This window comes from Streptomyces sp. NPDC058678, assembly GCF_042714835.1.
In the GTDB taxonomy this organism is placed as follows: domain Bacteria; phylum Actinomycetota; class Actinomycetes; order Streptomycetales; family Streptomycetaceae; genus Streptomyces.
On sequence record NZ_JBHXSG010000001.1, the window covers coordinates 548,316 to 574,302 of the forward strand.

Annotated in this window: 24 protein-coding genes and 2 pseudogenes; 17 read left to right on the forward strand and 9 right to left on the reverse strand. The window is 68.4% G+C overall.

The features are described 5' to 3' along the window. Nucleotides 1-43: 43 nt before the first annotated feature. Nucleotides 44-1,249 (reverse strand): right-handed parallel beta-helix repeat-containing protein, encoded by a 1,206-nt coding sequence (locus tag ACFWWR_RS02335; RefSeq protein WP_384301502.1) that lies wholly within the window; start codon nucleotides 1,247-1,249, stop codon nucleotides 44-46. 98 nt (nucleotides 1,250-1,347) lie between these two features. On the opposite strand from ACFWWR_RS02335, the gene ACFWWR_RS02340 reads away from it, so the two are divergent. Further along, a complete protein-coding gene (locus ACFWWR_RS02340) occupies nucleotides 1,348-1,839 on the forward strand; it encodes a hypothetical protein (RefSeq protein WP_383861513.1) in 492 nt (163 codons plus the stop codon). A 24-nt stretch (nucleotides 1,840-1,863) separates the two neighbouring features. Here the strand turns inward: ACFWWR_RS02340 and ACFWWR_RS02345 are convergent, their stop codons facing one another. From ACFWWR_RS02345 to ACFWWR_RS02360, 4 genes and pseudogenes are all read right to left on the reverse strand, one after another. Continuing rightward, the gene (locus ACFWWR_RS02345) at nucleotides 1,864-2,079 is read right to left on the reverse strand and encodes a dodecin (RefSeq protein ID WP_383861515.1); all 216 of its coding nucleotides are present in this window, start codon (nucleotides 2,077-2,079) and stop codon (nucleotides 1,864-1,866) included. 125 nt (nucleotides 2,080-2,204) lie between these two features. Beyond that, a pseudogene (locus ACFWWR_RS02350) lies at nucleotides 2,205-2,897 on the reverse strand (L-histidine N(alpha)-methyltransferase); the annotation flags it as partial. 46 nt (nucleotides 2,898-2,943) lie between these two features. Continuing rightward, nucleotides 2,944-3,330: a hypothetical protein gene (locus ACFWWR_RS02355; protein WP_384301504.1), complete on the reverse strand. Its 387-nt coding sequence runs from the start codon at nucleotides 3,328-3,330 to the stop codon at nucleotides 2,944-2,946. Between the two features lie 52 nt (nucleotides 3,331-3,382). Beyond that, complete coding sequence (locus ACFWWR_RS02360; protein ID WP_384301506.1) at nucleotides 3,383-3,787, reverse strand: type II toxin-antitoxin system PemK/MazF family toxin; 405 nt, start codon at nucleotides 3,785-3,787, stop codon at nucleotides 3,383-3,385. 167 nt (nucleotides 3,788-3,954) lie between these two features. On the opposite strand from ACFWWR_RS02360, the gene ACFWWR_RS02365 reads away from it, so the two are divergent. From ACFWWR_RS02365 to ACFWWR_RS02375, 3 genes and pseudogenes are all read left to right on the forward strand, one after another. After that, nucleotides 3,955-4,407: a transposase gene (locus ACFWWR_RS02365; RefSeq protein WP_383861736.1), complete on the forward strand. Its 453-nt coding sequence runs from the start codon at nucleotides 3,955-3,957 to the stop codon at nucleotides 4,405-4,407. Beyond that, nucleotides 4,328-5,938: pseudogene (locus tag ACFWWR_RS02370) on the forward strand (ISAzo13 family transposase); the annotation flags it as partial. The gene ACFWWR_RS02365 and the pseudogene ACFWWR_RS02370, both read left to right, overlap by 80 nt. A 240-nt stretch (nucleotides 5,939-6,178) precedes the next feature. Next, nucleotides 6,179-6,748 (forward strand): TetR/AcrR family transcriptional regulator, encoded by a 570-nt coding sequence (locus tag ACFWWR_RS02375; protein WP_384301508.1) that lies wholly within the window; start codon nucleotides 6,179-6,181, stop codon nucleotides 6,746-6,748. Nucleotides 6,749-6,755: 7 nt separating this feature from the next. On the opposite strand, the gene ACFWWR_RS02380 is transcribed toward ACFWWR_RS02375, so the two are convergent. Beyond that, on the reverse strand, nucleotides 6,756-7,607 hold the full coding sequence (locus ACFWWR_RS02380) for an MBL fold metallo-hydrolase (RefSeq protein WP_384301510.1): 852 nt from the start codon (nucleotides 7,605-7,607) through the stop codon (nucleotides 6,756-6,758). 95 nt (nucleotides 7,608-7,702) lie between these two features. Beyond that, nucleotides 7,703-8,281 (reverse strand): TetR/AcrR family transcriptional regulator, encoded by a 579-nt coding sequence (locus ACFWWR_RS02385; protein ID WP_383861530.1) that lies wholly within the window; start codon nucleotides 8,279-8,281, stop codon nucleotides 7,703-7,705. 578 nt (nucleotides 8,282-8,859) lie between these two features. On the opposite strand from ACFWWR_RS02385, the gene ACFWWR_RS02390 reads away from it, so the two are divergent. The 9 genes from ACFWWR_RS02390 (at nucleotide 8,860) to ACFWWR_RS02430 (ending at nucleotide 17,680) form a co-directional block, all read left to right on the forward strand. Next, nucleotides 8,860-9,348 (forward strand): hypothetical protein, encoded by a 489-nt coding sequence (locus tag ACFWWR_RS02390; protein WP_383861533.1) that lies wholly within the window; start codon nucleotides 8,860-8,862, stop codon nucleotides 9,346-9,348. Further along, on the forward strand, nucleotides 9,341-10,246 hold the full coding sequence (locus tag ACFWWR_RS02395; RefSeq protein ID WP_383861536.1) for an alpha/beta hydrolase: 906 nt from the start codon (nucleotides 9,341-9,343) through the stop codon (nucleotides 10,244-10,246). Before ACFWWR_RS02390 ends, ACFWWR_RS02395 begins: the two co-directional genes overlap by 8 nt. Continuing rightward, nucleotides 10,243-11,070: an alpha/beta fold hydrolase gene (locus ACFWWR_RS02400; RefSeq protein WP_384301512.1), complete on the forward strand. Its 828-nt coding sequence runs from the start codon at nucleotides 10,243-10,245 to the stop codon at nucleotides 11,068-11,070. Before ACFWWR_RS02395 ends, ACFWWR_RS02400 begins: the two co-directional genes overlap by 4 nt. A 184-nt stretch (nucleotides 11,071-11,254) precedes the next feature. Further along, nucleotides 11,255-12,139: an MBL fold metallo-hydrolase gene (locus ACFWWR_RS02405; protein ID WP_345570327.1), complete on the forward strand. Its 885-nt coding sequence runs from the start codon at nucleotides 11,255-11,257 to the stop codon at nucleotides 12,137-12,139. 52 nt (nucleotides 12,140-12,191) lie between these two features. Beyond that, the gene (locus ACFWWR_RS02410) at nucleotides 12,192-12,605 is read left to right on the forward strand and encodes a PaaI family thioesterase (RefSeq protein ID WP_383861543.1); all 414 of its coding nucleotides are present in this window, start codon (nucleotides 12,192-12,194) and stop codon (nucleotides 12,603-12,605) included. Then, nucleotides 12,602-13,651 carry an LLM class flavin-dependent oxidoreductase gene (locus tag ACFWWR_RS02415; protein ID WP_384301514.1) on the forward strand — a complete coding sequence of 350 codons (1,050 nt, stop codon included), beginning with the start codon at nucleotides 12,602-12,604 and terminating at the stop codon, nucleotides 13,649-13,651. The genes ACFWWR_RS02410 and ACFWWR_RS02415 overlap by 4 nt, the downstream gene beginning before the upstream one ends. Nucleotides 13,652-13,766: 115 nt before the next feature. Continuing rightward, complete coding sequence (locus ACFWWR_RS02420; RefSeq protein ID WP_383861549.1) at nucleotides 13,767-14,408, forward strand: winged helix-turn-helix transcriptional regulator; 642 nt, start codon at nucleotides 13,767-13,769, stop codon at nucleotides 14,406-14,408. A 120-nt stretch (nucleotides 14,409-14,528) separates the two neighbouring features. Then, nucleotides 14,529-16,097 (forward strand): AMP-binding protein, encoded by a 1,569-nt coding sequence (locus ACFWWR_RS02425; RefSeq protein ID WP_384301516.1) that lies wholly within the window; start codon nucleotides 14,529-14,531, stop codon nucleotides 16,095-16,097. A gap of 113 nt (nucleotides 16,098-16,210) precedes the next feature. Then, nucleotides 16,211-17,680 (forward strand): class I adenylate-forming enzyme family protein, encoded by a 1,470-nt coding sequence (locus ACFWWR_RS02430; RefSeq protein WP_384301518.1) that lies wholly within the window; start codon nucleotides 16,211-16,213, stop codon nucleotides 17,678-17,680. 377 nt (nucleotides 17,681-18,057) lie between these two features. Here the strand turns inward: ACFWWR_RS02430 and ACFWWR_RS02435 are convergent, their stop codons facing one another. Next, nucleotides 18,058-18,861 (reverse strand): maleylpyruvate isomerase family mycothiol-dependent enzyme, encoded by an 804-nt coding sequence (locus tag ACFWWR_RS02435; RefSeq protein ID WP_384301520.1) that lies wholly within the window; start codon nucleotides 18,859-18,861, stop codon nucleotides 18,058-18,060. Beyond that, nucleotides 18,858-19,472, reverse strand: a complete 615-nt coding sequence (locus tag ACFWWR_RS02440; protein WP_384301522.1) for a TetR/AcrR family transcriptional regulator — start codon at nucleotides 19,470-19,472, stop codon at nucleotides 18,858-18,860. Before ACFWWR_RS02440 ends, ACFWWR_RS02435 begins: the two co-directional genes overlap by 4 nt. A 72-nt stretch (nucleotides 19,473-19,544) precedes the next feature. Between ACFWWR_RS02440 and ACFWWR_RS02445 the strand changes: the two genes are divergently transcribed. From ACFWWR_RS02445 to ACFWWR_RS02460, 4 genes are all read left to right on the forward strand, one after another. Then, complete coding sequence (locus tag ACFWWR_RS02445) at nucleotides 19,545-20,333, forward strand: SDR family NAD(P)-dependent oxidoreductase (protein WP_384301524.1); 789 nt, start codon at nucleotides 19,545-19,547, stop codon at nucleotides 20,331-20,333. Between the two features lie 88 nt (nucleotides 20,334-20,421). Beyond that, entirely contained in the window at nucleotides 20,422-21,849 is a 1,428-nt protein-coding gene (locus ACFWWR_RS02450) for a coniferyl aldehyde dehydrogenase (protein WP_384301526.1), read from the forward strand. A gap of 1,098 nt (nucleotides 21,850-22,947) precedes the next feature. Then, a complete protein-coding gene (locus ACFWWR_RS02455) occupies nucleotides 22,948-23,679 on the forward strand; it encodes a flavin reductase family protein (protein WP_383861568.1) in 732 nt (243 codons plus the stop codon). A gap of 533 nt (nucleotides 23,680-24,212) precedes the next feature. Continuing rightward, on the forward strand, nucleotides 24,213-25,985 hold the full coding sequence (locus ACFWWR_RS02460; RefSeq protein WP_384301528.1) for a GMC family oxidoreductase N-terminal domain-containing protein: 1,773 nt from the start codon (nucleotides 24,213-24,215) through the stop codon (nucleotides 25,983-25,985). The last annotated feature ends 2 nt before the right edge of the window (nucleotides 25,986-25,987 follow it).

The following is a 25,987-nucleotide window of genomic DNA, read 5'->3' on the forward strand; positions in this document are numbered from 1 at the left end:
CGGCCCTCGGTGATCACCCGGTGTCGCCGGGGTGCCCTTCGCGTCAGAACCGCGCCCCGATGGCCGCCCCGCTCCGCGGGACGAGGAACGACGGTGCAGACGGCAGGGAACCGTCCGCCGCCCGCGCGCCCGTGAGGGGAGCCGGGTCCGTGCTCAGGACCGAGGCCGCGTTCCAGGTGCCGCCCAGGTTCCAGGAGTTGCCGCTGGACACGGTCGCCGGACCGAGCGCCACGGCACGTGCGTCGGCCACGGACAGGTTGGCGGTGAGGACGGCCTTGCCGCCGGAGACGTCGACGTCGAAGCCCGTACCCGCGTTCCCATACGTGGAGTTACGGGTCAGGGCGAGGGCGCCGGCGTTGCTGTTGTCCGTGATGCCGTGCGCCGCGTTCTTGAAGGCCACGCTGTTGCGGAGGGTGTGGGCCACCGCCGGGGCCGGGCTGCCGCCGCCGAGCTTGAAGCCGTTCCCGTCGCCCGCGAAGTCCGGGAAGCCCCAGCGGTTGTAGCCGTTGCCGTACGCGACCGTGTTCTCGACCACGACCGGCGAGGTGAACTTCCAGTTGTCGAAGCCGTCGTCGACGTTGTTCCACAGCCGGGCGCCCCGCACCACGTTGCCCGTCCCGCTGCCCTCCTTGACGGCGAGACCGTCCGCGCTCTCCCCGTTCTTGCGCGGGTCGCGGTTGCCGTAACTGTCCAGGTTCAGGATCTGGTTGTTGCTGGAGGCGCCCTGGAGCTGGAAACCGGACTCGTAGTTGTCGTGGGTCTTCAGGCGCGCGAACACATTGCCGTTGCAGCCGTCGCAGTACACGCCGTACGGGCCGTTCACGATCTCCAGGTCAGAGATCCGCCAGTACGACGCCTCCTGGTGGATCGCCCCGCGATCGGCGCGGGCGATGCTGCCGCCGACGGGGGTGTGGCTCGCGGGCAGCTGATCGCCGTCGATGACGACCCGCTCGCCCTGGTAGGTGCCCAGGGTGATGGGCAGGGACGCGGTGCCCGAGGTGCTGATGGTGATGTTGTCGGTGAGGGCGTAGGTGCCGCCGCGTACGGCGATGGTGTCGCCGGGCTTGGCCAGGTCGACGGCCCGCTGGATCGTACGCAGCGGCTGGGCGAGGGTCCCCGGCGCGGAGTCGCTGCCGTTCGTGGCCACGATCAGCGTCGCCGCGGCGGCGGATGCCTCGCCCACCGGCCCTAATCCCGTCAGCAGTGCCGCGCTCACCAGTGCCGACGTCCAGACAGACGTGTTGCGCATGGGGTCTCCCGCCTTTGCCGTGCATGCCATGTCGCACAGCAGTGGCCGCCCGCAGCGCGAAGGTTGCCGGGTGGCGGGGTCCGTTTAGGGTGGGCGGTGTGACCGACAGCAGCAAACGCCCGCTCGCCGTGTTCGACCTGGACAACACCCTCGCCGACACGGCCCACCGGCAGCGGTTCCTGGAGAGCAAACCCCGCGACTGGGACGCCTTCTTCGCGGCCGCGCCACAGGATCCGCCGATCGACGAGGGCATCGCCCTGGTTCTGGAGAGCGCGCGGGAGTGTGAGGTCGTCTATCTCACCGGGCGGCCCGAGCGCTGCCGGCGCGACACGCTCGCATGGCTCGCCGCGCACGGGCTGCCCGAGGGGCGGGTCTACATGCGGCGCAACGACGACCGCCGGCCCGCCCGGCGCACCAAGCTGGAGATCCTCGGCCGGCTCGCCCGCACCCGCGAGATCCGGGTGCTCGTGGACGACGACGAGCTGGTGTGCCAGGACGCCGAACGGGCGGGATTCACCGTCGTACGGGCACGCTGGGCGGCCGACTCGGCCGCGCTGAAGGTGGCGCAGGAGGGGGAGGGGCGGACCTGAGGCCCCGACAGGACACCGGAGCCGTCAGTCCTGCTCCTCCAGGCGGAAGCCGACCTTCAGGCCGACCTGCCAGTGCGCGACCTGCCCGTCCTCGATCTGGCCCCGCACCTGGGTGATCTCGAACCAGTCGAGGTTGCGGAGGGTCTGCGAGGCACGGGAGATACCGTTGCGGACGGCCTGGTCGACGCCCTCGGGCGAGGTACCGACGATCTCCGTGACCCGATAGGTGTGGTTCGACATGCGGGGCTCCTCTCCGCGGTGACGGCGGTGTCACCTGTTACGGGCGCGTCCGGGTGCGTCTGGGCGCGCGTCATTCCACCGTGCCCCAAGCCGTGGCGGAGCGCGAGACGGCCCGTGGCACGCTGTCACCGCGCCACGTTCAGCGACAGCGCGAACCGGCCCTCGCGGTCGGTCCACCAGTGGGTGAGATCCGGGCCCGCCGCGGACAGTTCGGCGCGCACGCCTTCCTGGCGGAACTTGGCCGAGACCTCGGTGCGCAGCTCCTCGCCCGCCGCGAAGTCGACCGCCAGGTCGAGCGCGGGGATCTTCACGGTCTGTGCCGTACGGGAGCGCAGCCGCATCTCGATCCACTCGTTCTCGGCGTCCCACGGGGCCACGTGGTCGAAGGCCACCGGATCGAAGTCGGCGCCCAGCTCGCGGTCGACGACGCTCAGGACGTTCTTGTTGAACGCGGCCGTCACCCCCGCCTCGTCGTCGTAGGCCCTGACCAGTACCTTCTCGTCCTTGACCAGGTCCGTGCCGAGCAGCAGCGCGTCACCGGGGGAGAGCAGGGCACGGACCGAGGCGAGGAACGCGGCCCGCTCGACGGGCAGCAGGTTGCCGATCGTGCCGCCGAGGAACGCCAGCAGCCGTGGGCCGGGCGTGTCCGGCAGGGCCAGCCGCGCGGTGAAGTCGGCGATGAGGGCGTGGACCCGGAGGGCGGGGCGCTCGGCGATGAGCGCGTGCCCTGCCTGGGTGAGCGCGCTCTCGCTGACGTCGACCGGAACGTACGTGTTCAGGTCGACGAGGGCGTCGATGAGGTGGCGGGTCTTGTCGGATTATGCGGGCGCGGACATGTCCGCGTGTACGTGCAGCATGACGGTATCAGCGATCACCACGGAGTCGGGGTGCGGTTATGGCGAGTTCTCCGTTGATGAACTGGTCGATCTCGCCCGGCACGGTGTCGTTGGTGAGGAAGCGCCACACCCTCGCGTCACGGTGCTCCTGGAGACAGCCCTCCAAGTCACCGCGGATCTTCGCCTTGGTTTTGTCGATCCGCGCGCAGCGTGTGGCGTGCGCCGCGAAGAACACCCGAGCCTTCGGACAGTAGCCGTCGTTCTTGGTGTCGCCCTTCGGCCCGGCCGCCCGAACGGGTTGGTAGTCGCCGGGGTACAGCTCCAGGCCGAGCCGATCCATGCAGTCCTGGAAAGCGTTGCCCTCAAGCCGAAGGAGCTGGCCCTCCACGAGCTTCCGCAGCGATTTCTGGTCCACGGTAGCCATTACCTGTAGATCGTGATCTCGATGGTGAGTGGCGCCTCTCCGCCTACCCGAGTTCACCGAGACGGAGGGCGTCCCTTATCTCGCTGAGCTTCGCGGTTGTCGCCGGGGTCCGTTCCTTCGCCTGTTCGCCGAGACGGAGGGCGTCCTCAATCTCGCTGAGCTTCGCGGAGGACAAGACGCCCGCCCGCTCGATCAGGTCGCCCTGGGACACGGTGGTCAGCCACGTGCAGGGGGTAAAGCCCGGGCGCGGGAACGCGAACCGCAGCACGCCTTCAAAGGGCAGTCCTTCCATGGCACCTACTTGCACTTCGACGCCCAGACCGCTGATGTCGACGCCCGCAGGAGTGACGACCTGCATCGCCCGGATCCTGGACGCGTCGTCTGCCGCCAGCAGTACGACCAGCCGCCGCTCGTCGAACTCCACCCACCAGACTTCGCCACGTTGCACATGTCCTCCTGACTCAGGACGGCAGGCGGAACTGCGCGACCCTGACGCGTTGTGGAGAGGGGTGCGGCCACCGTTGATCATCGTGAGTTGTGTGGACTGACGAAGAGACGGTGGCCGCAGGTCACAGCATAGAACCCGCCCGTTGGCGGGAGGCGTTCGAGGGCCTGATGGACCGGATCGCGCGGCGCTTCGCCCGGGTCGAACCCCGGCGCAGGGCGGCGCGGTTGGTGCTCGGTCTATTGGCCGACCTGCCGCGCAAGAACTGCTGGACCATCGCCGAGTGGGCTGGCGAGACCACTCCGGACGGCATGCAGCACCTGTTGGGCAGGGCCAAGTGGGATGCCGATCAGGTCCGCGACGACGTGTGCGGCTACGTGGTGGAGCACCTGCACGACGACCGGGCGGTGCTGGTCGTCGACGAGACCGGCGATGTGAAGAAGGGCACTGGCACGGTCGGCGTCCAGCGCCAATACACCGGTACTGCCGGGGCCCGTATTTCAATAAGTGCTCGGCAGAGGGGTGTTGGTGGGAGTCTGAGATATGACTTCGTGTCTGTCAGGCCGCGTTGCCGCTCGTGCTCTGCGGGCCAAGTTCGATCAGATCCTGCCGCACTTCGATGAGCGCCGCCGTCGGTTGTACCTGGCCAGTGAGGCGACGGCCCTCGGCCGTGGCGGGATCGTTCGGGTCGCCGCCGCCTCCGGCACCAGCACTGCAACCATCGCGCGAGGCATGGCCGAGTTGGACGGTTGCTCTTCACTGACCCTGTGGGTCCGGGCTCCAGGTGCGGGTCGCAAGCGGCTGACAGACACCGATTCTGGTCTGCTGCCCGCGCTGGAGTCGCTGATCGAGCCGCACACCCGAGGCGACCCCGTCTCCCCGTTGCGGTGGACCACGCTGTCGTTACGTGCCCTGGCGTCGACCCTCACCGCACAGGGCCACCCGGTCAGCGCTTCAACCGTCGGACACCTGCTGCACACCCTGGGCTACAGCCTGCAGGAAACCGCGAAGACAACAGAGGGCATCAGCCATCCGGACCGCGATGCCCAGTTCACCCACCTGAATGCCACCGCCGCCGCGTTCCTCAACGATGCCCAGCCAGTGATCAGCGTCGACACCAAGGCCAAGGAATGGCTCGGCAACCGGGACCGGCCCGGTCGCACCTGGCGGCCGGGCAAGAACGCGATCAAGGTGGACTGCCACACGTTCACCACCAACGACCAGCCCATGGCGATCCCCTACGGGATCTACGACATTGCCAACAACAGCGGATGGGTCAACGTCGGCACCGACCACGACACCGCCCAGTTCGCGGTGGAGTCCATCCGACGCTGGTGGCAGCACCGCGGACGGGCGGACCACCCGAATGCCGGCAGACTCCTGATCACCGCCGACTCCGGCGGCTCCAACGACCCCCGGCCGCTGGACCTGGAAAAGCAACCTTGCCACCTTCGCACGAGAGAGCGGCCTGGAGATCACGGTCTGTCACCTACCGCCGGGGACTTCGAAGTGGAACAAGATAGAGCACCGGATGTTCTGTCACATCACCGCGAACTGGCGGGGGCGGCCGCTGACCAGCTACCAGGTCGTCCTCGAGACCATCGCCGCCACGACAACGAAGACCGGCCTGAGCATCGGGGCCGAACTGGACACAGGCAGCTACGACCTCGGCATCAGCGTCACACCCGCCGAGTTCCACGCCCTTCCGATCACACCCCACACCTTCCACGGTGACTGGAACTACACACTGTCTCCCGTTCCACCGCGAGCGCCAGACGCGCCGGCCACGACACACCGGACCGACCCGGCCCTGACCGCGGTGCTCACCGATCCGGCCCTGACCGGCATGTCACGAAGCGCCTTCGAGTATTTGGTGGCGGTCTCGGAGCCTTTCTGGGACGCCTTGGCCGAGGCAGCATTCCAGCGACGCTTCCACCGCCCGCGCAGCTACCGCCACCCACAGACCAGCAGCGTGGACCACACCCACCGGCTTCTGGCAGCAATCCTCCGCCGCCGCAGAGCGGTGACCATGACGTTCCTGGCCCAACTACTGGGCGTCAACCGCACCAACCTGTCCATCCAGTACCAGGACGCAAAACGGCTCCTGGGCCTGCACCGGATCCTCGTCACGCCGATACCAGGATCGCCCGCCCGGCAGGCGCTGGCCCGCATGTGGTCCGGATCTTGGGCGAGGCTTGGGCGGTGGGGCTTGGCTACGGCAATCACGGTGCTTGCTGGTCCTGGGCCCTTGTCGTATACATGCGCCTGCCCCCTGGGTGGTCGCCTGCTGGCCCGCCCGTGAGGCTGCGGCCATGAGCACCTGCGGCGCCTTGTACGCCCACACCGCCCTGGGCATCGGCTACTACCACGAGTACACGGATTGTGGAGGCGAGGGTGGGTCGAGCTGACGACATCCGTACCGCGGCGCTGGAGCTGTTCACGCGCCTCGGCTACGAAGCGACCACGATGGCCGACATCGGCCGCGGTGTGGGCATCCGCGGTCCGAGTTTGTACAAGCACGTCACGTCCAAGCAGGACGTGCTGGCCCAGATCATGATCGGCACGATGGAGGACCTACTCGCCGCGCACCGCGCAGCCGTCGCCAGTAGCGACGGACCGGTGTCCCTCCTTCGCCGCGCCACCGAGGCGCATCTGCGCTACCACGCCCGGCACCGGCTCGAGGCCTTCGTCGTAAACCGTGAGATCCGCTCTCTCGTCGAGCCGCACCGAAGCCGGGTGCTGGCCCTGCGCGCGGAGTACGAAGCCGGCTTCCGCTCGATCGTCGAGGCGGGCGTCAAGGAGGGGTGCTTCACCGTCGCCTCCCCCCGGTTGGTCTCCTATGCCGTTCTCGACCTCGGCATTGGGGATCGCGGCCTGGTACCGCGAGGACGGCGAACTCACCGAGGACACGATCGTCTGGTAGTACGGCGACTTCGCCCTGCGCCTCGTGGGCGTGAGCCCTGACAACTAGTCACTTCAGACCGAGTGCTGCCGCGCTGTAGATCACCGTGGTGGGGTTCAGCCGGGTGGGGTGCGACTCGAGCATGTGCTCGACGAACTGCGCAGCGGTCGGCTCTCCTTCGAGAACGCGGTCCGCGTCCTTGATGTAGGCGATCGTGTCGGCGAGTACCCGGGCGTTGTCCGGCGCGTCCGGGCGCTGGTGGGCGGCCACGACGATGTCCGGCTTCAGGTCCTGGATCTCGGACAACGTCTGGATCCACGCCAGCCGCTTCTGGTGATCGCTGGTGACGAGCGTGGGGTGGACATCGTTGTACGCGATGTCTCCGACCATGATGGCGGAGAGGCTGGGAACGTACACGTACGAGGAGTCGTCGACGTCGGACCGGCCGGTTGCCACGGCGAGCACCTCGTGACCTTCCAGGTCGAGGCGGTGGTCCGTGAGGGCCTCCGGCACGATGACGGTCGAGCCGATCCGGTCGACGAACAGCCGGCCGTACAGCTTGAGGTCATGTCCGGATTCGGCTTCCGCCTCGATGAGGCGCACCGTCGCCTCGGTGGCTACCACGCGGGCCTGGGGGAACCGGTCGAGCAGCGTCGACGCGCCGAGGAAATGGTCGAAGTGGCCATGGGTGATGTAGATGGTGGTGAGTTCCTTGCCGCTGGCTTCGATCCAGTCCGCCAGCTTCTGTGCGTCCTCCACGGTGGGCACCGTGTCGACGAGAATGGCTTCCCGCTCACCGGCGATGAGGGTCGCCGCCGTCGGTGGCCAGGTCCAGCCACCGTCGGGCGGAGCCACAGGCAGAGGGGCGTGCACCGGACGTGCAGGCGCAGTGAAGACGCTCAGGGTCAGCTGGTCGGTCATGTCTTTGGTTCTCCGATAGTTAATTTTTTACCTGTAGGTACAGAATGAGGGTGTGCCTGTGCCGTCCTCTGGGCGGAAGCCCTCGGGGAAAGCGATCAGAGAAGGTCGACGGTCGCGTCGACCACCCGGCGCAGGCGGTCGGGGCCCGGCTCGATGCGGGCCAGGACGTTCATGCCGGTGACCGTGTTCAGCAGCATGCTGGCCAGGGCGGCGGCGTCATGGCCGGGAGGGAACTCCCCGGCGCGCTGACCTTCCTCGAACAGTGCCTGGACTGCGTTTTCGATGCGGTCGAACAGGTTTCTCACCTGCGCCGCCACGGCTTCGTCCGCGCGCCCGAACTCCACCGCGCTGTTCGTCGCCAGGCAGCCCCGGCGGTCCGGACCGGTGAAGTACGAGTCGACGAGGAAGTGCAGCGCCGTGCGCAGTCGCTCCTTCGCCGGCCCGGGGCCCTCCAGGCGCGTGGTCACGGCTGCCAGCCGCAGGTCCAGGTAGCGGCGCAGTGCCAGGTCGAACAACTGGCGTTTGCCGCCGAAGGCGTTGTACAGACTGCCCTTGCCGATCTGCAGGCTGTCGACCAGTTGCTGAGGGGTCGTGGCGCCGTAACCCTGGCGCCAGAACACTGTCATCGCCTGCTCGATCGCCGCATCCGGATCGAAGTTCTTGGGCCTTGCCATGGAGGTACTGTAGCAGCCATTCTTGACCTAGAGGTACATAATGGCGCCCACTTCGAAGCGCGCAGGTGCTGGCGGGCAGTGGTGCTGACTGTCGCGGGCGTCGCGGCCGACCCTGTGCACCGTGATCGCCGAGTCGTGTTGTCGAAGCTATACATTTCCAATAGTCGCTGCTAGCGTCTTCGGCCATGGCGAAGGAGTCATACGGTGGGCTGCGTTCCGTGGTCGCATGAAGCGCACACGGCATCGGTCCAGCAGGTGCTCGTGAGCCGCATGAGCACCGGTCGCCGGAACGGCGGCCAGTCGCTGCGGAGTTGGTCCCGCCGGTCGAACCCGAGCCGGTCCGAAGGTTTGGCCGTCCATGCTGCCCGCGCGTGGCCGTCCATCCTGAGCCGCCCGAGCCGACGGTCACGCGGCTGACGTCGAAGACCTCGTTCGCGAGGTCGCCGCGCAGCTGATGCAGGTCCGTTAGGCGGGAAGCGGCGTCCCCTCGCCCCGCGATCAATGGCGCCCGAAGCGCGTTCCCCTGTGTGGGCGCGACTGGACGGCTGCTGAAATCCTTTGCGAAAGGAATCCGTGACATGTCTGACAGTCAGACCGAGGCCACTCGTGCCGAGGTGACGCACTGGTTCTTCGAGGACTACCTGCCGCGCTGGGTCGCCGTGGCCGCGGGCACGTCCGAGGAGGGGCACGAGTTCGTCCTCGACTTCTGGGGCGCCCCGTTGCACGTCACCGCCCTGGACCAGTCGTTCTGGTGCCTCGACGACGCGAGCGTGCTCGCCTTCCTGGAGATGAATTACGCGCCTCTGCGGGAGGCGGGATACAGCCATACCGCGGTGCCGGACCGGCTGGTGTCCGTCTACAACACCGTCGGTGCCACGATCGAGGTGATCTGGTCGCGACGCCGTGCCGACGAGAGCGAGATCGAGCGTTGGGCGGTGCACTTCAGCGTGGCCAAGTCCGACAAGGGCTGGCGTGTGGTCGGAATCCACACGGTAGCCACGGACAAGGACAGGCTCGCCGACGTCTGGCCCGCCGGATCCGCCCTGGAAGAGGCGAACCGTGGCTGAGAAGGTCTATCCGCCACTGGTCATGCCCGAGGGCGTCGGCCGGCAGAAGGTCACGGTGTGGAGCGACGGCATGGCGCTCGACGCGGATGTGTACCGACCGACGAACCTCGCGCCCGACGCGGCCCTCCCCGCCGTCGTGCTGTGTCACGGCTGGGGCGGCAGCAAACTCACCGCGGAACGCTACGCGGCACTGTTCGCCTCCGCCGGCATGATCACCCTGACCTTCACCCAGGGCAGCTGGTACGACTCGGGATCCCCGCTGCACCTGGTCGGCGACGCCCCTGACCCCGATGACGGCAACGTGGCGCGCGCCGACGTGCGGTTCATCCGCGAGCTGGTGGACCCGTTCGCCTGGGCGGCGAACACGCGCGCGGCCCTGGACTACATCGAAGGCGAGCCAGGCGTCGACCCCGCCCGCATCGGACTGTGGGGCACCAGCCTCGGCGGAGGCATCGCCGTGCACCAGGCCGCCAACAACCCCCGCGTGAAGGCGCTGGCCGTACAGGTGGCCGCCATCGCCCCACTGGGCGGCCCCCTCGCACAACTCGCCCGCAAGCGCGCGATCGACACCGCCCGCGGCGACACGGACCCGATTCCCCAGGGCATCGATCCGTGGCCGAACATGGCGGGAACGCCGCACCTGGCGAAGCTGTCGCACTTCAGCCCGCTCGCCCACGTCGACCGGCTGCGCATTCCCACACTGATCATCGACGCCGGCGACGAGGAGATGTACCCCATCGCCGACAACGGGGCCCGCGCGGCGGAAATTATCAAGAACACTCCCGACGGCGTCGTCGACTACCAGGTCATCCCCGGCATCGACCACTACGGCATCTACTTCGACGGCTACGAGCCCGGCAGCCGGGCCGCCCTCGACTGGTGGAAGCGGCACCTGTGAAAACACCACACGCGCTCACCGTGCCCACCACCCTGGGTCCGCTTCACGTGCAGGACGCCGGCCCCGCCGACGGCCCCGTGGCTCTGCTGTGGCCGAGCCTCTACAGCGACGGCGACACCAGCTGGGGCGCACAGCTCGACGGCCTGCACGCTCTCGGATGGCGGACACTGCTGGTCGACCCCCCGGGCACCGGCGGCAGCGCGCCGGCCTCGCGGCGCTTCACCATGGAGGAGTGCGGTGAGGCCGCGTTGCGGGTGCTCGACGACGCAGGCGTCGACCAGGCGGTCTTCTTCGGGCTGTCGTGGGGCGGCATCGTGGCGCTGCGGGTCGCGCTCACCGCGCCACGCCGTGTGACCGCCCTGGTCCTGTCCAACACCACCGCCCGGGGTGTGGGCCTGCGCGAACGCCTCCAGGTCCGTGTGACCTCCCTTCTCACCCGGATAGGGGTTCCGGGTGGCCTGGGCCGGCTGGTCGTGGCCGGGATGCTCAGCGACCATTCCCGCCGTCACGACGCCGGGTTGGCCTCCGAACTCGCCGCGACGGTCGACAGCCTCGACCGCGCGGGGCTGGCCCGTGCCGCGCGGTCGGTGCTGGGCGACCGCACCGACGTGGTCGGTGCCCTGCACCGGATCACCGCCCCCACCCTGGTGATCGTCGGCGCCGAGGACAAGGCGCTGCCGCAAGCCCCGCACTCCGACGATCTGGCCGAACGCATCGTCGGCGCCCGACTGGAGGTGCTGCCGCGCGTCGCGCACCTGTCTCCCCGTGAGGAGCCCGCCAAGGTGGCGAACCTGATCAAGCAATTCCTCGCGCCACTGGGATAGCGCCGCCGAGAAGTTGTCGGGCCCGCGTCCGGCCTTGCCCCGGCCACGGTCGGCCGCATGTCCGGTGATGCCTCGCTCTCGCCGGAACCGGCGCCCGGACGTCGTCCCATCGGCCGTCTCGCCTCCCGAGCCTGACCGCCCTCGTACGGCACACCGCCGTACGGCACCGAAAGGAACACCACGCATGGCTGAGTTGACCTATGACGTGTACGTCTGTGACGGGGTGCCGCGCGCCCGCCGCGAGCGGTTGCCGGGCGGTGGTGGGATCGTGTCGTCTCCGCTGGCTTCGACGCTGATCGTCGGGGAGCGGGATGCGGTGCTGGTGGACCCGCCGTTCACCCGCGAGCAGACGCAGGCGGTCGGTGACTGGGTGGAGCGCTCAGGCAGGCGCCTGGCCTACATCTACGCCACGCACGGCCACGGCGACCACTGGTTCGGCACCGGCCAGCTGCTGGAACGCTTCCCCGACGCGATCCCGTACGCAACCGAGGGCACCATCGGGATCATGCGCCGCAATGTCGAAGGACGCGCGCAGTTCTGGGACGCGGACTTCCCGGGCTTGATTCCGGACACCCCGCTCGTCTACCGGACCGTCCCCGCGGACGGGTTCGAGCTGGAGGGACACCGGATCGAGGCGGTCGAGGTCGGGCACACCGACACCGACGACACGACGGTGCTCCACGTCCCCTCGATCGGCCTGATCGTCGGAGGGGACGTCGTCTACAACGGCGTGCACCAGATGTTGCTGGAGACCCCGGGCGGCGGATTCGAGTCGTGGCTGGCCGCCCTCGACGTTCTGGACTCCCTCAACCCCCGCTCTGTCGTGGCCGGCCACAAGAACCGTGACCTGCCCGACGACCCGGCGATCATCGACGAGACTCGCCAGTACCTGCGCGACGCGCAGCGGCTGCTCGCCGAGAAGCCCACCCCGCAGCAGTTCTTCGACGAGATCACCGCCCGCTATCCCGACCGGCTCAACATCGGCCCCGTCTGGTACGGCGCGCACGGCCTCCTCGGAGTTCCCATGCCCGTGGTGGCCGAGGGCGAACTCGACCAGGCGAACGAGTAGGGGCGAGACAGTGACACGGCCCAGGACCGAAACATCTCCCGCAGGCTTCGACGTGTTCCGCAGCGCATTCGTCGAGTCCGCCGGCCTGGCCCTCACCGAGGTCACGGGCACGCGGGTGCGGGGCGAGATACAGCTGGGACCCGAGCATCACACCCCGTGGGGAGTGGTGCACGGCGGGGTCTACACCACCGCCGTGGAGTCCGCCGCCACCGTCGGCGCGTCCGCAGCGATAGCCGATCTCGGCCAGGTCGCCGTAGGGGTGGCCAACAACACCGACTTCCTCCGGCCGATCACCGCCGGGACGGTTCAGGTACTGGCCGAAGCGATCCAGCAGGGGCGCAGCCAGCAACTGTGGCAGGTGGCCGTCACCAGCGTCGACAACGGCAAGCTCATCGCCCGCGGCCAGCTGCGGCTGGCCAACGTTCCCGCCACCGGCCTCCTGAACACACTGGGGAAGCAGTCATGACCACCTCCTCTTCATCCTCCGCAACCCACGGCCGCAGTCCCGCCGGCCTGGACGTATCGGCGTCGTTCGCGACCACGCTGCACACACCCGAGCACATCCGGATCGCCGAGGAAGTCGGCTTCAAGCGTGCGTGGCTGTACGACACACCGCAGCAGAGCCCCGACGTGTGGATGACCCTGGCGCTGGCCGCCGAACGCACCCACCGCATCGGGCTCGGACCGGGTGTCCTCGTACCGGCACTGCGCCACCCGATGGTCAACGCCAGCGGGGCCGCGGCTCTCGAACGCCTGGCCCCCGGGCGGGTCGCGGTGGCGTTCGGCACCGGATACACGGGCCGTCGCGCGATGGGACAACAGCCCGTCTCGTGGGCGTACATGACCCGCTACGTCACGGCCTTCCGCGCGCTCCTGAGGGGCGAGACGGTCGAGTGGGAGGGCAGCCCGATGCGCATGCTGCACACCCCGGAATACCCGCGGGGCGCGCCGGACACCATCCCGGTCTACATCGCGGCGATCGGCCCGAAGGGCACGGCGATCGCCGAGTCACTCGGGGACGGTGTCTTCATCATGGGAATCGAAGGTGTGTCCGAAGAGGTGACGAAGAAGTTCGAGAGTGTCGTCTACGGCACCGCCGGGTCCGTGCTCGGTGACGGCGAGGATCTCGGCAGTGAGCGACTGCGCACTGCGGCGGGCCCGGCGCTGGCGCAGCTGTTCCACATCTCCTACGAACTCGGCGGCGAGGAAGCGGTCAAGGCGCTGCCCGGCGGGCTGGAATGGCTGGCCGTCGTGCTGGAGACACCGGAGGCCGAACGCCACCTCGCGGTCCACCACGGCCACCTGCTGCGTCTGAACGACGCCGATACCGCCGCTTGGAACGCCGGGGGTAACACGCTGGTCGGGCACACCCTCACCGGCACTGCGGGCGACGTCCTCGCCAGGGTGAAGGACCTCGCGGCGCAGGGGGTCACCGAGATCACGTACCAGCCCGCCGGCGACATCCGCCGTGAGCTCGAAGCCTTCGCCGACGCGGTGGGCCTGCGGCGATGAGTCCGGCGCGCACGTGCGTGGTATACGAGTCGTATAGTGAGGAGTTATCGAGCCGTACGATAGAGGGATGACAACTGCACGAACATACGGCCAGATGTGTCCGCTCGCCCGTTCCATGGACGTCCTCGGCGAACGGTGGACCTTTCTGATCGTGCGTGAGCTGCTGCTCGGGCCCAAGCGGTTCAAGGATCTCGCCGACACGCTCCCGGCCCTCGGGCCGAACCGTCTGACCGCGCGTCTTCGCAGTCTGGAGGCCGCCGACGTCGTTCGCCGGAGCACGCTTCCGCCGCCCGCCGGGGTGGCGGTGTACGAGCTCACCGAGAGGGGCGAAGGACTCCGTGAGCCGCTCATCGCGCTCGGCCGGTGGGGTCTGGGGCTTCCGCCGTCTCCGGAGATCGACACGGCGACGACCCGGGTGGACCTCATTGCCCTGAGTGTTTCGAGTGTTGTCACGCCGGACAAGCTCGCAGGTCTCAAGGAGATCTACGAGCTGCACGTGGGCAGAGAGACGTTCCATGTGGAGATCGCCGACGGCCGGATGTGGACGAGGAGCGGCCCATCACCTGTTCGCCCCGACCTTGAGATCCACTGTCGTACGCGGACCTTCCTCAAGCTGATTTTCGGCGGCACCCAAGTCACCGACGCGGTTCGGTCGGGCGATGTGCGAGTGGCCGTCGGAACGGACGAATTGGTCGAGCGTGCCTTCGACCTGATGTCCGGTACCGAGATCGATTACCCGGTGTACGTGGGGATGTAGCGGGGAGAGGTTCGCTCCGCGGGTGCCCACTGCTGCGTCCGCGGCGAGCGCGCCGGACCGTGTGGTCCGGCACCGGCCGCGGGCGGTCCCCATGACCCCCGCTGTGCAACGGAGCAAGCCTTGATACCCGTACTGTCATTCGAGCCGCTGAGTCCTGTCTCGTTCCTGGACCGGTCGGCCGCGGTGTTTCCCGAGCGCACGGCCGTGATCGACGGACACCGGCGCTTCACCTACGCCGAGTTCCACGACCGGTGCCGGCGGCTCGCCGGCGTCCTGGCCCCGCTCGCGAACGGCCGCCCCGTCGCCGTACTCGCGCCCAATACGCACGTCATGCTCGAGGCGCACTACGGAGCCCCGTGGGCCGGTGCGCCCCTGGTCACGATCAACACCAGGCTCTCCGCCCCCGAGGTCCGCTACATCATCGAGCACTCGGGAAGCGCGGTGCTCCTGCAGGACCCGCAGTTCGACGACCTCGTGGCCACGGCGACAGACGGCATGCCGAACCCACCCGTGATCATGCGCGCGGGCCCGGGCGACGACGGCACTTACGACGTACTCCTCGCGGCCGCCGAGCCGACGGCCGTCCCGCTGTCCGATGAGCGGGCGCTGTTGTCGGTCAACTACACCTCCGGAACGACCGGCCGTCCCAAGGGCGTCATGTACCACCACCGCGGCGCCTATCTCCAGGCACTCGCGATGGTCACGCACACCCAGCTGAGCGCAGCCTCCGCCTACCTGTGGACGCTGCCGATGTTCCACTGCAACGGCTGGTCCTTCCCCTGGGCGGTCACCGCCGCCGGCGGCACGCACGTATGCCTGCCCAAGGTGGAGGCCTCCGAGATCTGGCGGCACATCCACGACGATCACATCACCCATCTGTGCGGCGCCCCCGCGGTGCTGTCGATGGTGGTGAACGCCCCGGAGGCGGGCCGCGACTCGGAGGGCGTCATCCGCTTCCTGACCGGCGGGGCGCCACCGAGCCCCACCCTGCTGGCCGCCGCCGAGGACCTGCGTATCGACGTCACGCACCTGTACGGACTGACCGAGACGTTCGGCCCTGCGGTGCTGTGCGACTGGCACCCCGAATGGAACGGCCTCGGCGCCGCGGAGCAGTCCAGGCTCCGTGCGCGTCAGGGCGTGGCCAACGTCATCGGCCTCACCGCCCGGGTGGTCGACGGTGACAAGGACGTCCCCGCGGACGGCACGACGATCGGTGAGATCCGGCTGCGCGGCAACAACCTGATGCTGGGGTACTTCAAGGACGACGCGGCGACCGCCGCGGCCGCACCGGACGGCTGGTTCCGCACCGGCGATCTCGGCGTCCGCCACCCCGACGGGTACATCGAGCTCAGGGACCGCAGCAAGGACGTCATCATCTCTGGCGGCGAGAACATCACCTCGATCGAGGTCGAGCAGGCCGTCGCCAGCCACCCGGCGGTCCTCGAAGTCGCCGTCGTCGGCGCCCCGGACGAGCGCTGGGGCGAGGTGCCCGTCGCGTACGTCGTCCTGCGGCCGGATGCGGTCGCCACCGAGCAGGACATCATCGACCACGTCAAATCCCGGATCGCACGGTTCAAGGCGCCCAAGCGGGTCGTCTTCGGTGAACTGCCCCGCACCTCCACCGGCAAGATCCAGAAGTACCTGCTCCGCGAAAGCGAGCGGGTCACTTCTGGCGACCGAAGCCTCTGAGACCCACACCGCGGGACGGCTGTTGCGCCGCCCCGCCGGCATGCCCGGCCCGCTGACGGAGCCGGCTGTTTCGACTCCTCGACCCGACCGCACTCCACACAGGGACGTCCGCCATGAACTTCGCCTCGCTGCCCGACCGCCGCGCCGAACTCGACCCGCAGGGACCCTCGGTTTCCGACGGGCGCCGGTCGCTGACAAACACATCGTTTCTGCACCGTGTCCGGGCGGCAGCGCGCCACCTTCAGGACCTCGGGGTCGGGGCCGGCGACGTCGTGGCCCTCAAACTGACGAACCGCATCGAGTTCGTCCTGCTGCTGTTCGCGTCCTGGCGGCTCGGCGCCACCGTCACCCCGGTCAACCCGAAGCTGACCGACGTCGAGGTCGCGCGCCAACTGGCCGACTCCGGCGCACGCCTGGTCGTCGTCGAGGACGGCACGAGGGCTGAGGACGGCATCGTCACGCTCGCCGTCGACGACCTGTACGAAGCGACGGCAGACACAGACCGCACCCCGGACACGGACCCCTCCGCGCTGGCCCTGCTCATCTACACCAGCGGCACGACCGGAGTGCCCAAGGGCGTGATGCTCGACCACGCCAACATCGACGCCATGACGGACATGGCGAGCAAGGCCCTCGAGTTGGGGCCGGCCGACCGGAGCCTGCTGATCCTTCCGCTCTTCCATGTCAACGGCGTCGTGGTCAGCGTGCTCACGCCGCTGCTCGTGGGCGCCGCCGTCGTCATCGCCGACCGGTTCGATCCCCACACCTTCTTCGACGTCATCGAGCGCGAGCGCCCCACCTTCTTCAGCGCCGTCCCCACCATCTACAACATGCTGGCGGCCCTGCCGGATGCCGTACGGCCCGACACGTCGTCCGTGCGCTACGGCATCTGCGGCGCGGCGCCGGCGCCCGCCGAGCTGCTGACTCGCTTCGAGGCCCGGTACGGGTTTCCGCTCATCGAGGGGTACGGGCTGTCCGAGACCTCCTGCGCCTGCACGGTCAACCCCGTTGCCGGTCCTCGACGCGCCGGGACCGTGGGACTGCCCTTCCCCGGGCAGGACATACGCATCGGCGGTGACAACGGCAGCGAGGCGGCTCCGGGGCAGAACGGCGAAATCCTCGTCCGGGGTGCCAACATCATGCGCGGCTATCTCGGGCGCCCGGACGAAACTACCCGGACCGTCGTCGACGGCTGGCTGCACACGGGCGATATCGGCCACCTCGACGCGGAGGGATACCTGACGCTGGTCGGGCGCTCGAAGGACATCATCATCCGCGGTGGGGAGAACATCTACCCCAAGGAGATCGAGGACGTGCTGGCCGGTGACCCGTCCGTCCTCGAGACCGCTGTGATCGGCGTCCCCGATGAGAAATGGGGGGAAGTCGTCGTCGCGTATGTCCAGCCACGACCGGATCTGACGGTCGATCCGGCAGCGCTGGAAGCCCTCTGTGCGAAGAGCCTCAGCGGCTACAAGCGGCCGACCTCCTACGTCGTCGTGGAGGCCATCCCCAAGAACGCGGTCGGCAAGATCGACAAGGTCGCGGTGCGGGCGGCGCATGCCGCGGCGGCTGCCGGTGCCTGACCGCGAGCTGCGCGGGCGGCGCTCACCCGTGCCATGAGTCGCCGACGGCGCGCAGGAGACAGGGCTGAAGGCGGTCGGCCGTCTGCGCTGCGGACGTCGCGTCGACCTCCTCCGGCGGCAGCAGCGCCGCGGCGACGGAGGGTAAGAGTGGACACGCCCGCCCGGACCGCCAAGACGCCGGTGTGAGTCCGCCGTCCCCGGCGTGCCGCCGACTCCCCTCGGCCGCTCGCGCGGGGAGCGCGCCCCATTCCTGTGACTGGGCTCTCTCCCAAAAAAGTGTGCTCGAAGCCGAGGCACCCCGGCCGGAACTCGCCGCCACCAGAAGTGGCGGACAAGCGGTCCGGGGCTGCCTGGGAGGCGGGCCTCTGGTGCTCCGGTCAGATGACGTTGACGGTGTCGAGGAAGCGGGCGGCGAGTTCGGCGTCGCCGGTGACCGTCACGTCGCTGTCGCGCCAGGAAGAGCGCTGCGTGCCCCAGTCGGGGAAGGTCAGCGCGGGGGCGGTGACGTGCGCGGCGACGGCGCCGTCGGAGGGAGCCAGGCCCCCGGCCTCGTCGATCCACCAGGTCCCGCCGCCTGGGCCCGTGAGCGTCAGTGCGCCGCGGGCGTCGAGCCCGGCGACCGGTGCCTGCGCGACCTGATTGTTCAGTACGGCGATCATCCACGTCAGGACCGCGCGCATGCGGTCCGCGTCGGTGGACGGCACGGGTCGGCCGAGCGCTGGGGCCATGTCGTGACGCAGGTGGGTGTGGTGGTCGAAGACGAGTGCGCCGCCGATCATCAGACCCAGGGGGTGGCGGCCGAGTTCGGCCATCTGTGCCCGTACTCGGGCGGCGGGTGTGCGCCTGACGACGTCGAGGAGCGTGGTGGCGCGCCGGCTGGCGCGCTGATACTCGGCCATGACCTTGGCACGGCTCCAGTCTCGCCGGCGGTCGACGGGGTCTTCGTTCGCCTGTTCGAGGCTGGCGGCGAAGCTCGTACGCAGCCCGGCGGGCGTGTAGAAGCTGCGCGCCGTCGCACCGATGTGGGCGACGACGTCGGCGATGCGCCATCCGGCTGCGGCGCTGGGCGCGGTCCATTCGTCGTCGGTGAGGCTGCTGGTGAAGTCCAGCATCTCGGCGCGTTCGGCGCGCAGGGCGGCGGCCATGTTCGGCAGGTCGGCGGGGGGCAGGCGCTTGCTCATGTCGTTGTCTTCTCTGGTGGTGAGGCGGGGCGGCGAATGGCCTGTACGGCCGTGTCGTAGAGGTCGAAGGTGTCGACCTGTCCGCCCAGGCGCATCCACTCTTCTGTGGCTGCCTGGAGGCAGGTGATCGCCGCGGCCGCGATCGCGCGGGCCTGCAGAGTGCGGTGGTCGGAGTCGGGCAGTCGCGGTTCGATCAGCGGTGCGAGCAGGTCCTGCCAGCGGGCCTGCTTCTCGGCGTGGCCGGCGCGCAGGGATTCGTTGCCGAACAGCAGCGTGGTCATCTCGAGCCGGCGCTCGGCGGTGAGGTCCATCTCCTCGAGCACCTGGAACGCCGCACGCAGCGCCGTCCACGGGTCTTCGTCGGCCGGGCGCTCGGCGAGCCGCGCGGCTATCAATTCCCCTTGCTCGGACAGGCCGTTGAGCGCGAGGTCCTCCTTGCTCCGGAAGTAGTTGAACAGGGTCCGTTTGGAGACACCCGCCGCCGCGGCGATCTCATCGAGGGTCGTGTCGTCGTACCCCTTGGCCGCGAACAGCTCGAGGGCGGTCCGGGCGAGGAGCGCGCGAACCACCGAGCGGGTCTGTTCCCGGAGGGGGGCCGGTTTCTGAGTCATGCACCGATGGTACATCTCTTCGCCATATGCAATTGCTTGCACTCAGTGCAAACATGTGCGTAGAGTGCAGGCATGAGCAAAATCGACTATCGCCGTCAGACCGTCATCGTCACCGGAGCGAGCTCCGGGCTCGGCGCGGAATTCGCCCGCCAGCTGGCCCGTCGCGGCTCGGATCTCGTCCTCGTCGCCCGCCGCGCGGACCGGCTCAAGGACCTGGCCGACGAACTCACCCGCGCCCACGGCGTCACGGTGACCGTCGTCGCCCGCGACCTCGGCCAGCCCGACGCCGGCCGCACGCTGCGCGCCGAACTCGAATCCCGCGGCATCTACGCCACCGGACTGGTCAACAACGCCGGCTTCGGCACCCACAGCGCCCTCACCGACGAGGACCCGGACCGCCTGCAGAGCATGATCGCGCTGAACGTCAGCGCGCTGGTCGACCTCAGCCGTGCCTACATCGACCCGCTGACCTCCGCCGACACCGGCATCCTGATCAACGTCGCCAGCCTGCTGGGCTTCCAGCCGACCCCGTACCTGAGCGTCTACGGCGCCACCAAGGCCTTCGTCCTCAGCTTCACCGAATCGCTGTGGGAAGAAAACCGTGGCACCGGCCTACACGTCCTCGCCGTGTGCCCCGGAGCCACGAAGACCGAGTTCTACGACGCCGCCGGCAGCGAGACGGCCGACTACGGCGCGAAGCGAGTCACCCCCGACTACGTCGTCAAGACGGCCCTCGACACGCTCGACCGCCGCTCCGCGCCCCCGTCGGTGATCACCAACGGCCGCCCGATCGCCCTCGCCAGCAAGATCCTGCCGCGCCGCCTGATCGTCCGGTTCATGGGCCGCATGGCCCGCCCCTGACCGGAGGCCGCCGCTCTCGGCGACCCGCTCCACATCCCAGGCGGCACTGCTCCTCCGTCGTCCCCACCAGCAGCAAAGGACCACCATCGTGACCATCACAGAAGTCACCCCACAGCCCACGGACGCGGAGCGCTTCGGCTACATCCTCGCCGTTCAGCGCGCTGCCTACCGCCGCGACGGAGCGCCCTCACTGGCGGCGCGGCGCAGCGATCTGAGCAGGTTCAAGGCGGCACTGATCGCCCGGCGGAGCGCCATCGAGGAGGCGATCAACACCGACTTCGGAAATCGCTCGCGCCATGAGACCGCGATGATGGAGCTCGGCGGCGTCGTCCAGGGCATCGACTACCTGGAGCACAATCTGCGGCGGTTCATGCGCCCGACCGGCCGCCACACCGCCTTGCACATGCGTTGGGGCACCAACCGCATCGAGTACCAGCCGCTCGGCGTGGTCGGGGTCATCTCACCGTGGAACTATCCCGTCATCCTGTCGCTGATGCCGGTCGTCACCGCGATCGCCGCCGGCAACCGCGTCATGCTCAAACCGTCGAAGTTCACCCCGGCGACGAACACCGTGCTCGCGTCGATACTGGGCGAGCTCTTCCCAGCGGAGCAGGTCACGATCGTCAGCGGTGACGGTGCCGCGTTCTCCTCCCTGCCCTTCGACCATCTCGTCTTCACCGGCAGCACCGAAGTCGGACGAGCCGTGATGAAGGCGGCGAGCGAGAACCTCGTCCCCGTCACGCTGGAACTGGGCGGCAAGTCTCCGACCATCGTCGCCAAGGGACGCGTAACCGACCGGACCGTGTCCGACATCGTCTTCGGCAAACTCCTCAGCGGCGGGCAGACCTGCATAGCCCCCGACTACGCCCTGGTGCACGAATCCGAGATCGACACCTTCATCGACAGCTACGACAGGCTGGTGAAGGCCGCCTACCCCGGTGGTCCGACGAGCAAGGACTACACCTCGATCATCAACGACAAGCAGTACGCGATCCTCACCGACCTGATCGAAGACGCCCGTAGCCGTGGGGCACGGATCATCGAGGTCGGTCACCGGCCGGGCGAGGCCGCCCACCGCCCGCACACCCTCGCACCGACCGTTGTGCTCGGTGTCACCGACGAGATGCGGATAGCCCACGAGGAGATCTTCGGCCCCATACTGCCGATCTTCCCCTACCGCGACATCGACGAGGCCATCGACTACGTCAACGCACGACCACGACCGCTCGCGCTCTACTACTTCGGCAGCAACGACGCGGACCGGCGCAAGGTCCTCGACCGCACGACCTCCGGCAACGTCACCGTCAACGGCACCGTCATGCACGTCGGGCAGGACGACCTTCCCTTCGGCGGCGTCGGCGCCAGCGGGATGGGTCAGTACCACGGGATCGAGGGGTTCCGGACGCTCAGCCACCCCAAGGGCATCTACGTGCAAGGCCGCTTCAACGCCGTCCGCCTCCTCTATGCCCCCTTCAGCAAGCGCACCGACGCTCTCCTCAACTTCTTCCTTCGATGACCGGTGGCTCCCGCCGTCAAAGCCTCACCCGCGTCGAAGCACGGGCCCGCGAGTGATTCGGGGCCAGGCGGTGCCGGCGTCCCAGGACGCCTGTGGTCTGCCTTTCCCGCCAGTTGTTCGCGGAGGACGGCGTTCTCGGCGAGGAGAGCGACGAGGACGGTCGCTGTGGCATCAACCTGCTGCTGAAGTCGTTGGCGCTCTTGCCGGTTGCCCCTCAGTTGTCGGCGGAGGCGGGTGAGCTCCTCCTGCTGATTTTGGTCGCGCACGCCGACGCGGTTGTCCTACTCCGCTCGCCAGAAGGTGCTCTTGGTCGGGGCGGGTGCAGCGAATGGCACAAGGGCCGCCCGTGCCGTTGGAGCGGTGGCCGGCCTTGTCGGACGCGATGAACTCGAGGACCGATGTCGACGACTGGTACCCGGTAGCCCGAGGCAAGGTGACCTTGTCGTGGCCCTCTTCTCGCCGCAGCGCAGTGGGTGGAGATCACGGAACCGTCCGGGCCCGCCAAGTCAGCTTCGCCGGAGTCCGCGCTGCCTTCCCTCCCTCGGCGTCGGCCGTCAGTGCGACGGCGTCGAGCCTGGTTTGTAGGGCGCTGCTGCAAGGGTTCCTGGCGATTGACGCCGAGAAGAGACGGGCCGGACGAGGGTACGCCGCCTGGCCCATGCGGTTTTCGATCTTGGTCTCCAGTCGGCACCCGCCGCTACCGAGCCGCGAGCGCCAGGTCTGAACCATCTCTTCGAGACTATACATCTCGTATAGTCGCTGCTAGCTTTCTCGTTGAGAACGAAGGAGTCTCTCGAGGGCCTGCCTTGCTTGGAAGGAGAACTGCGTGCCCTGATCTCCTGCGCGGTGTCCCGCCCAGGGCTCGTGGCTCGTTTGCGGTACCCAGGACATGCGGAAGAGGTCCCCTCCGCAGGGCTTTCGAAATGGACTTCTCTACTCGATCTGCAACTACCGTTGCCGGGTGGTTGAGCAGGGCGCCCACAAGGTGGCGAAGAAGAGAAATCGTGTGAACGAACAACAGGATTGTTCGAGTCATCGCACTCATGGAGCCGAGGTCAAGCTTGGCGGTTTGGCCGAGTTGCTGAAGGGATCGCTAAGTTGTACATCGACGCCGAGAATCTCACCGCTGAATCAGCGTACAAGTTGCTGATCGGCAGCGTCATCCCGCGGCCCATCGCCTGGGTCAGCACTCTGTCGACCGACGGGGTTGGGAATTTGGCACCGATCTCGTTCTTTACTGTGGTGGGGCGCAAGCCGCCTATGGTCTCCTTGTCCATCCAGCCCCGGTCCGATGGCGTCACGCTCAAGGACAGTTTTGTCAATATGCGCGACACCGGGGAATTCGTGACTCACCTGGCCACGCTGCCGCAGGCGCTGCCTCTGCATCTCAGCGCGAATGAGTTCCAACCCGACGAGGACGAGTTCGACATGGTTGGGCTGGAGAAGGTGCCGAGTGCTGCCGTGAAGCCGCCGCGTATTGCGGGTGCGCCGATCGCGTTCGAGTGCGCGGTCGAGATGATCGTCCCCTCGCCGGACGGGCTCAACCACCTTGTGGTCGGGCGGGTCGTGCAGTTCTACGTCCGCGACGACCTCTACCTGTCACGCGGACGGATCGACACCGGTGCGATTGCTCCCATCGGTCGGCTGGCCGCCGAGTACACGGTGGTGGACAACGCGTTCGTTCCACCGCTGGACAGGGAAACTCTTGAGCGTTTCGAAGGACGTCGGATGGAGCGGCTCGACAAGCGACCTGACGACTACTCGATGATCGAAACCTCGGAGTGGTCGCCGTCCGGATCCGTCATGCGCGCAGAAGACGACGCCGGCTGATCGACTCTTCGATGGCTGCTCGCCCTGAGTGAGCGGTCCCCAGGTTCCATGGGTGTCGCCTTGATGATTTCCGGCGGGCGGCACGGACTCGGCACCGCGCGCCGGATTGGCGACTGCAAGGGCCGGGTGCTCTACGCGCTGCTTCCCGCAATCCTCCATGAGGACAAGGACGGCTGCGCTGCGCCGCCCGATCGGCCAGGTCCTGCTCAACCTCGGTACCGACGCCGGGGGTTGGGCGCGGAGGCCTGTTGCGATGACTCCATGCGGTGCCGGCCTGCTGCCGTAATGGCCGGGCACAAGACGTGACCCGCCCGATGTCCGTCAATCGTCGAACCGACCCCTGAACCCGTTGCGAGATGGGCAAGGGCCGAGTGGCCACAAACCCCGCACGCCGGTTTCTGACGAAATGATCGCCTGCCGCCGGGACCGCTCGATGCCGGCTTGCCTGGTACTGCGCGCACGGCCTCCTCGGTACCCCGCTTTCCGCATAGACCGCGGACGAACCAGACTGAGCTAGAGACAAGAGGCAGCACATGGCACAGCCCTTGCCCGGCAGATCCTCCGACCGAGACGGATCGACGAACGCGAGTAACAGCGGTGCGCCCGACGGCGAGATGGCAGCCGATTACGACGTGATCGTGGTCGGGTCGGGCTTCGGGGGCAGCGTCGCGGCCCTCCGGCTCACGGAGAAAGGCTATCGGGTCGCCGTGATCGAGGCGGGGCGTCGGTTCGCCGACGACGAGTTCGCCAAGACGTCGTGGGATCTCAAGAGCTTTCTATGGGCGCCCGCGCTCGGCTGCTTCGGCATTCAGCGCGTCCACCCGCTCAAGGACGTCATAGTGGCGGCGGGTGCCGGTGTCGGTGGTGGTTCGCTCGTGTACGCCAACGTGATGTACCGGCCGCCCAAGCCGTTCTACACGGATCGGCAGTGGGCGCACATCACCGACTGGGAGTCGGAACTGGCGCCTTACTACGACCAGGCCAGCCGCATGCTGGGCGTGGTCACGAACCCGACCGTGACGGCCTGCGACAAAGTGATGCGTGCGGTCGCGACTGACATGGGTGTGGCGGACTCCTACCAACCGGCACCGGTGGCGGTGTACTTCGGCGAGCCCGGCAAGGCCGCCGACGATCCGTTCTTCGGCGGCGCCGGGCCGCGGCGCACCGGCTGCACCGAGTGCGGCTCCTGCATGACCGGGTGCCGGGTCGGCGCGAAGAACACCCTCGTCAAGAACTACCTGTACATCGCGGAGCGTGCCGGCGCGGAGGTCATCCCGCTGACCACGGTGGACGCGGTGCGAACGAGGCCGGACGGGTCGTTCGTGGTGGACGTGCACAGGACGGGCAAGCGGTCGCGTAGCTCCCGGCGGAGCCTGACGGCAGCCCGGGTTGTGCTGGCTGCCGGCACCTGGGGTACGCAACGGCTGCTGCACCGCATGCGGGACAACGGCGTGCTGCCGGAGCTCTCGCCGCGGTTGGGGGAACTGACGCGCACGAACTCGGAGGCGATCATCGGTGCGAGCCGGGCCGTGGTCGACCCCGAGCGTGACTTCACCCGCGGTGTGTCGATCACCTCGTCGATCCACCCGGACGAGAACACGCACATCCAGGCGCTGCGCAACGGCAAGGGCAGCAACGGGATGAGCCTGATGCAGACCATCGCCACGGACGGCTCGCTGTCCACGCCGCGGTGGCTGCAGATGCTGCTGACGATCCTGCGAGAGCCGGTCAAGTCGATGACGTTGTTCAACGGCTACCGGTGGAGCGAGCGGACGATGATGCTGCTGGTGATGCAGAGCCTGGACAACTCGCTCACCACGTACACCAGGCGAGGCCTGTTCGGGCGCCGCAGATTCACTTCGAAGCAGGGACGCGGCGAGCCGAACCCGACGTTCATCCCAGTCGGGCACGAGGCGAACCTGCGCACCGCCGAGCACATCGGCGGTGTCCCGGGCGGGATGTGGGGCGAGATCTTCAACAGGCCGATGACCGCCCACTTCTTCGGTGGAGCGCCCATCGGGACCTCGTCGGAGGACGGCGTGATCGACCCGTACCACCGGGTGTTCAACTACCCGGGACTGTCCATCGTGGACGGAACAGCGCTGACCGCGAACCTCGGGGTGAACCCGTCGCTGACCATCACGGCCAAGGCGGAGCGTGCCTTCTCGTTCTGGCCCAACAAGGGTGAGGCCGATCCGAGGCCTGCTCAGTCGCAGCCGTACCGTCGGCTGGACCCGGTTGCTCCGGTCAACCCTGCTGTTCCCGCGGAGGCCCCGGCCGCACTGCGGCTGCCCATCGTGGGCTGAGC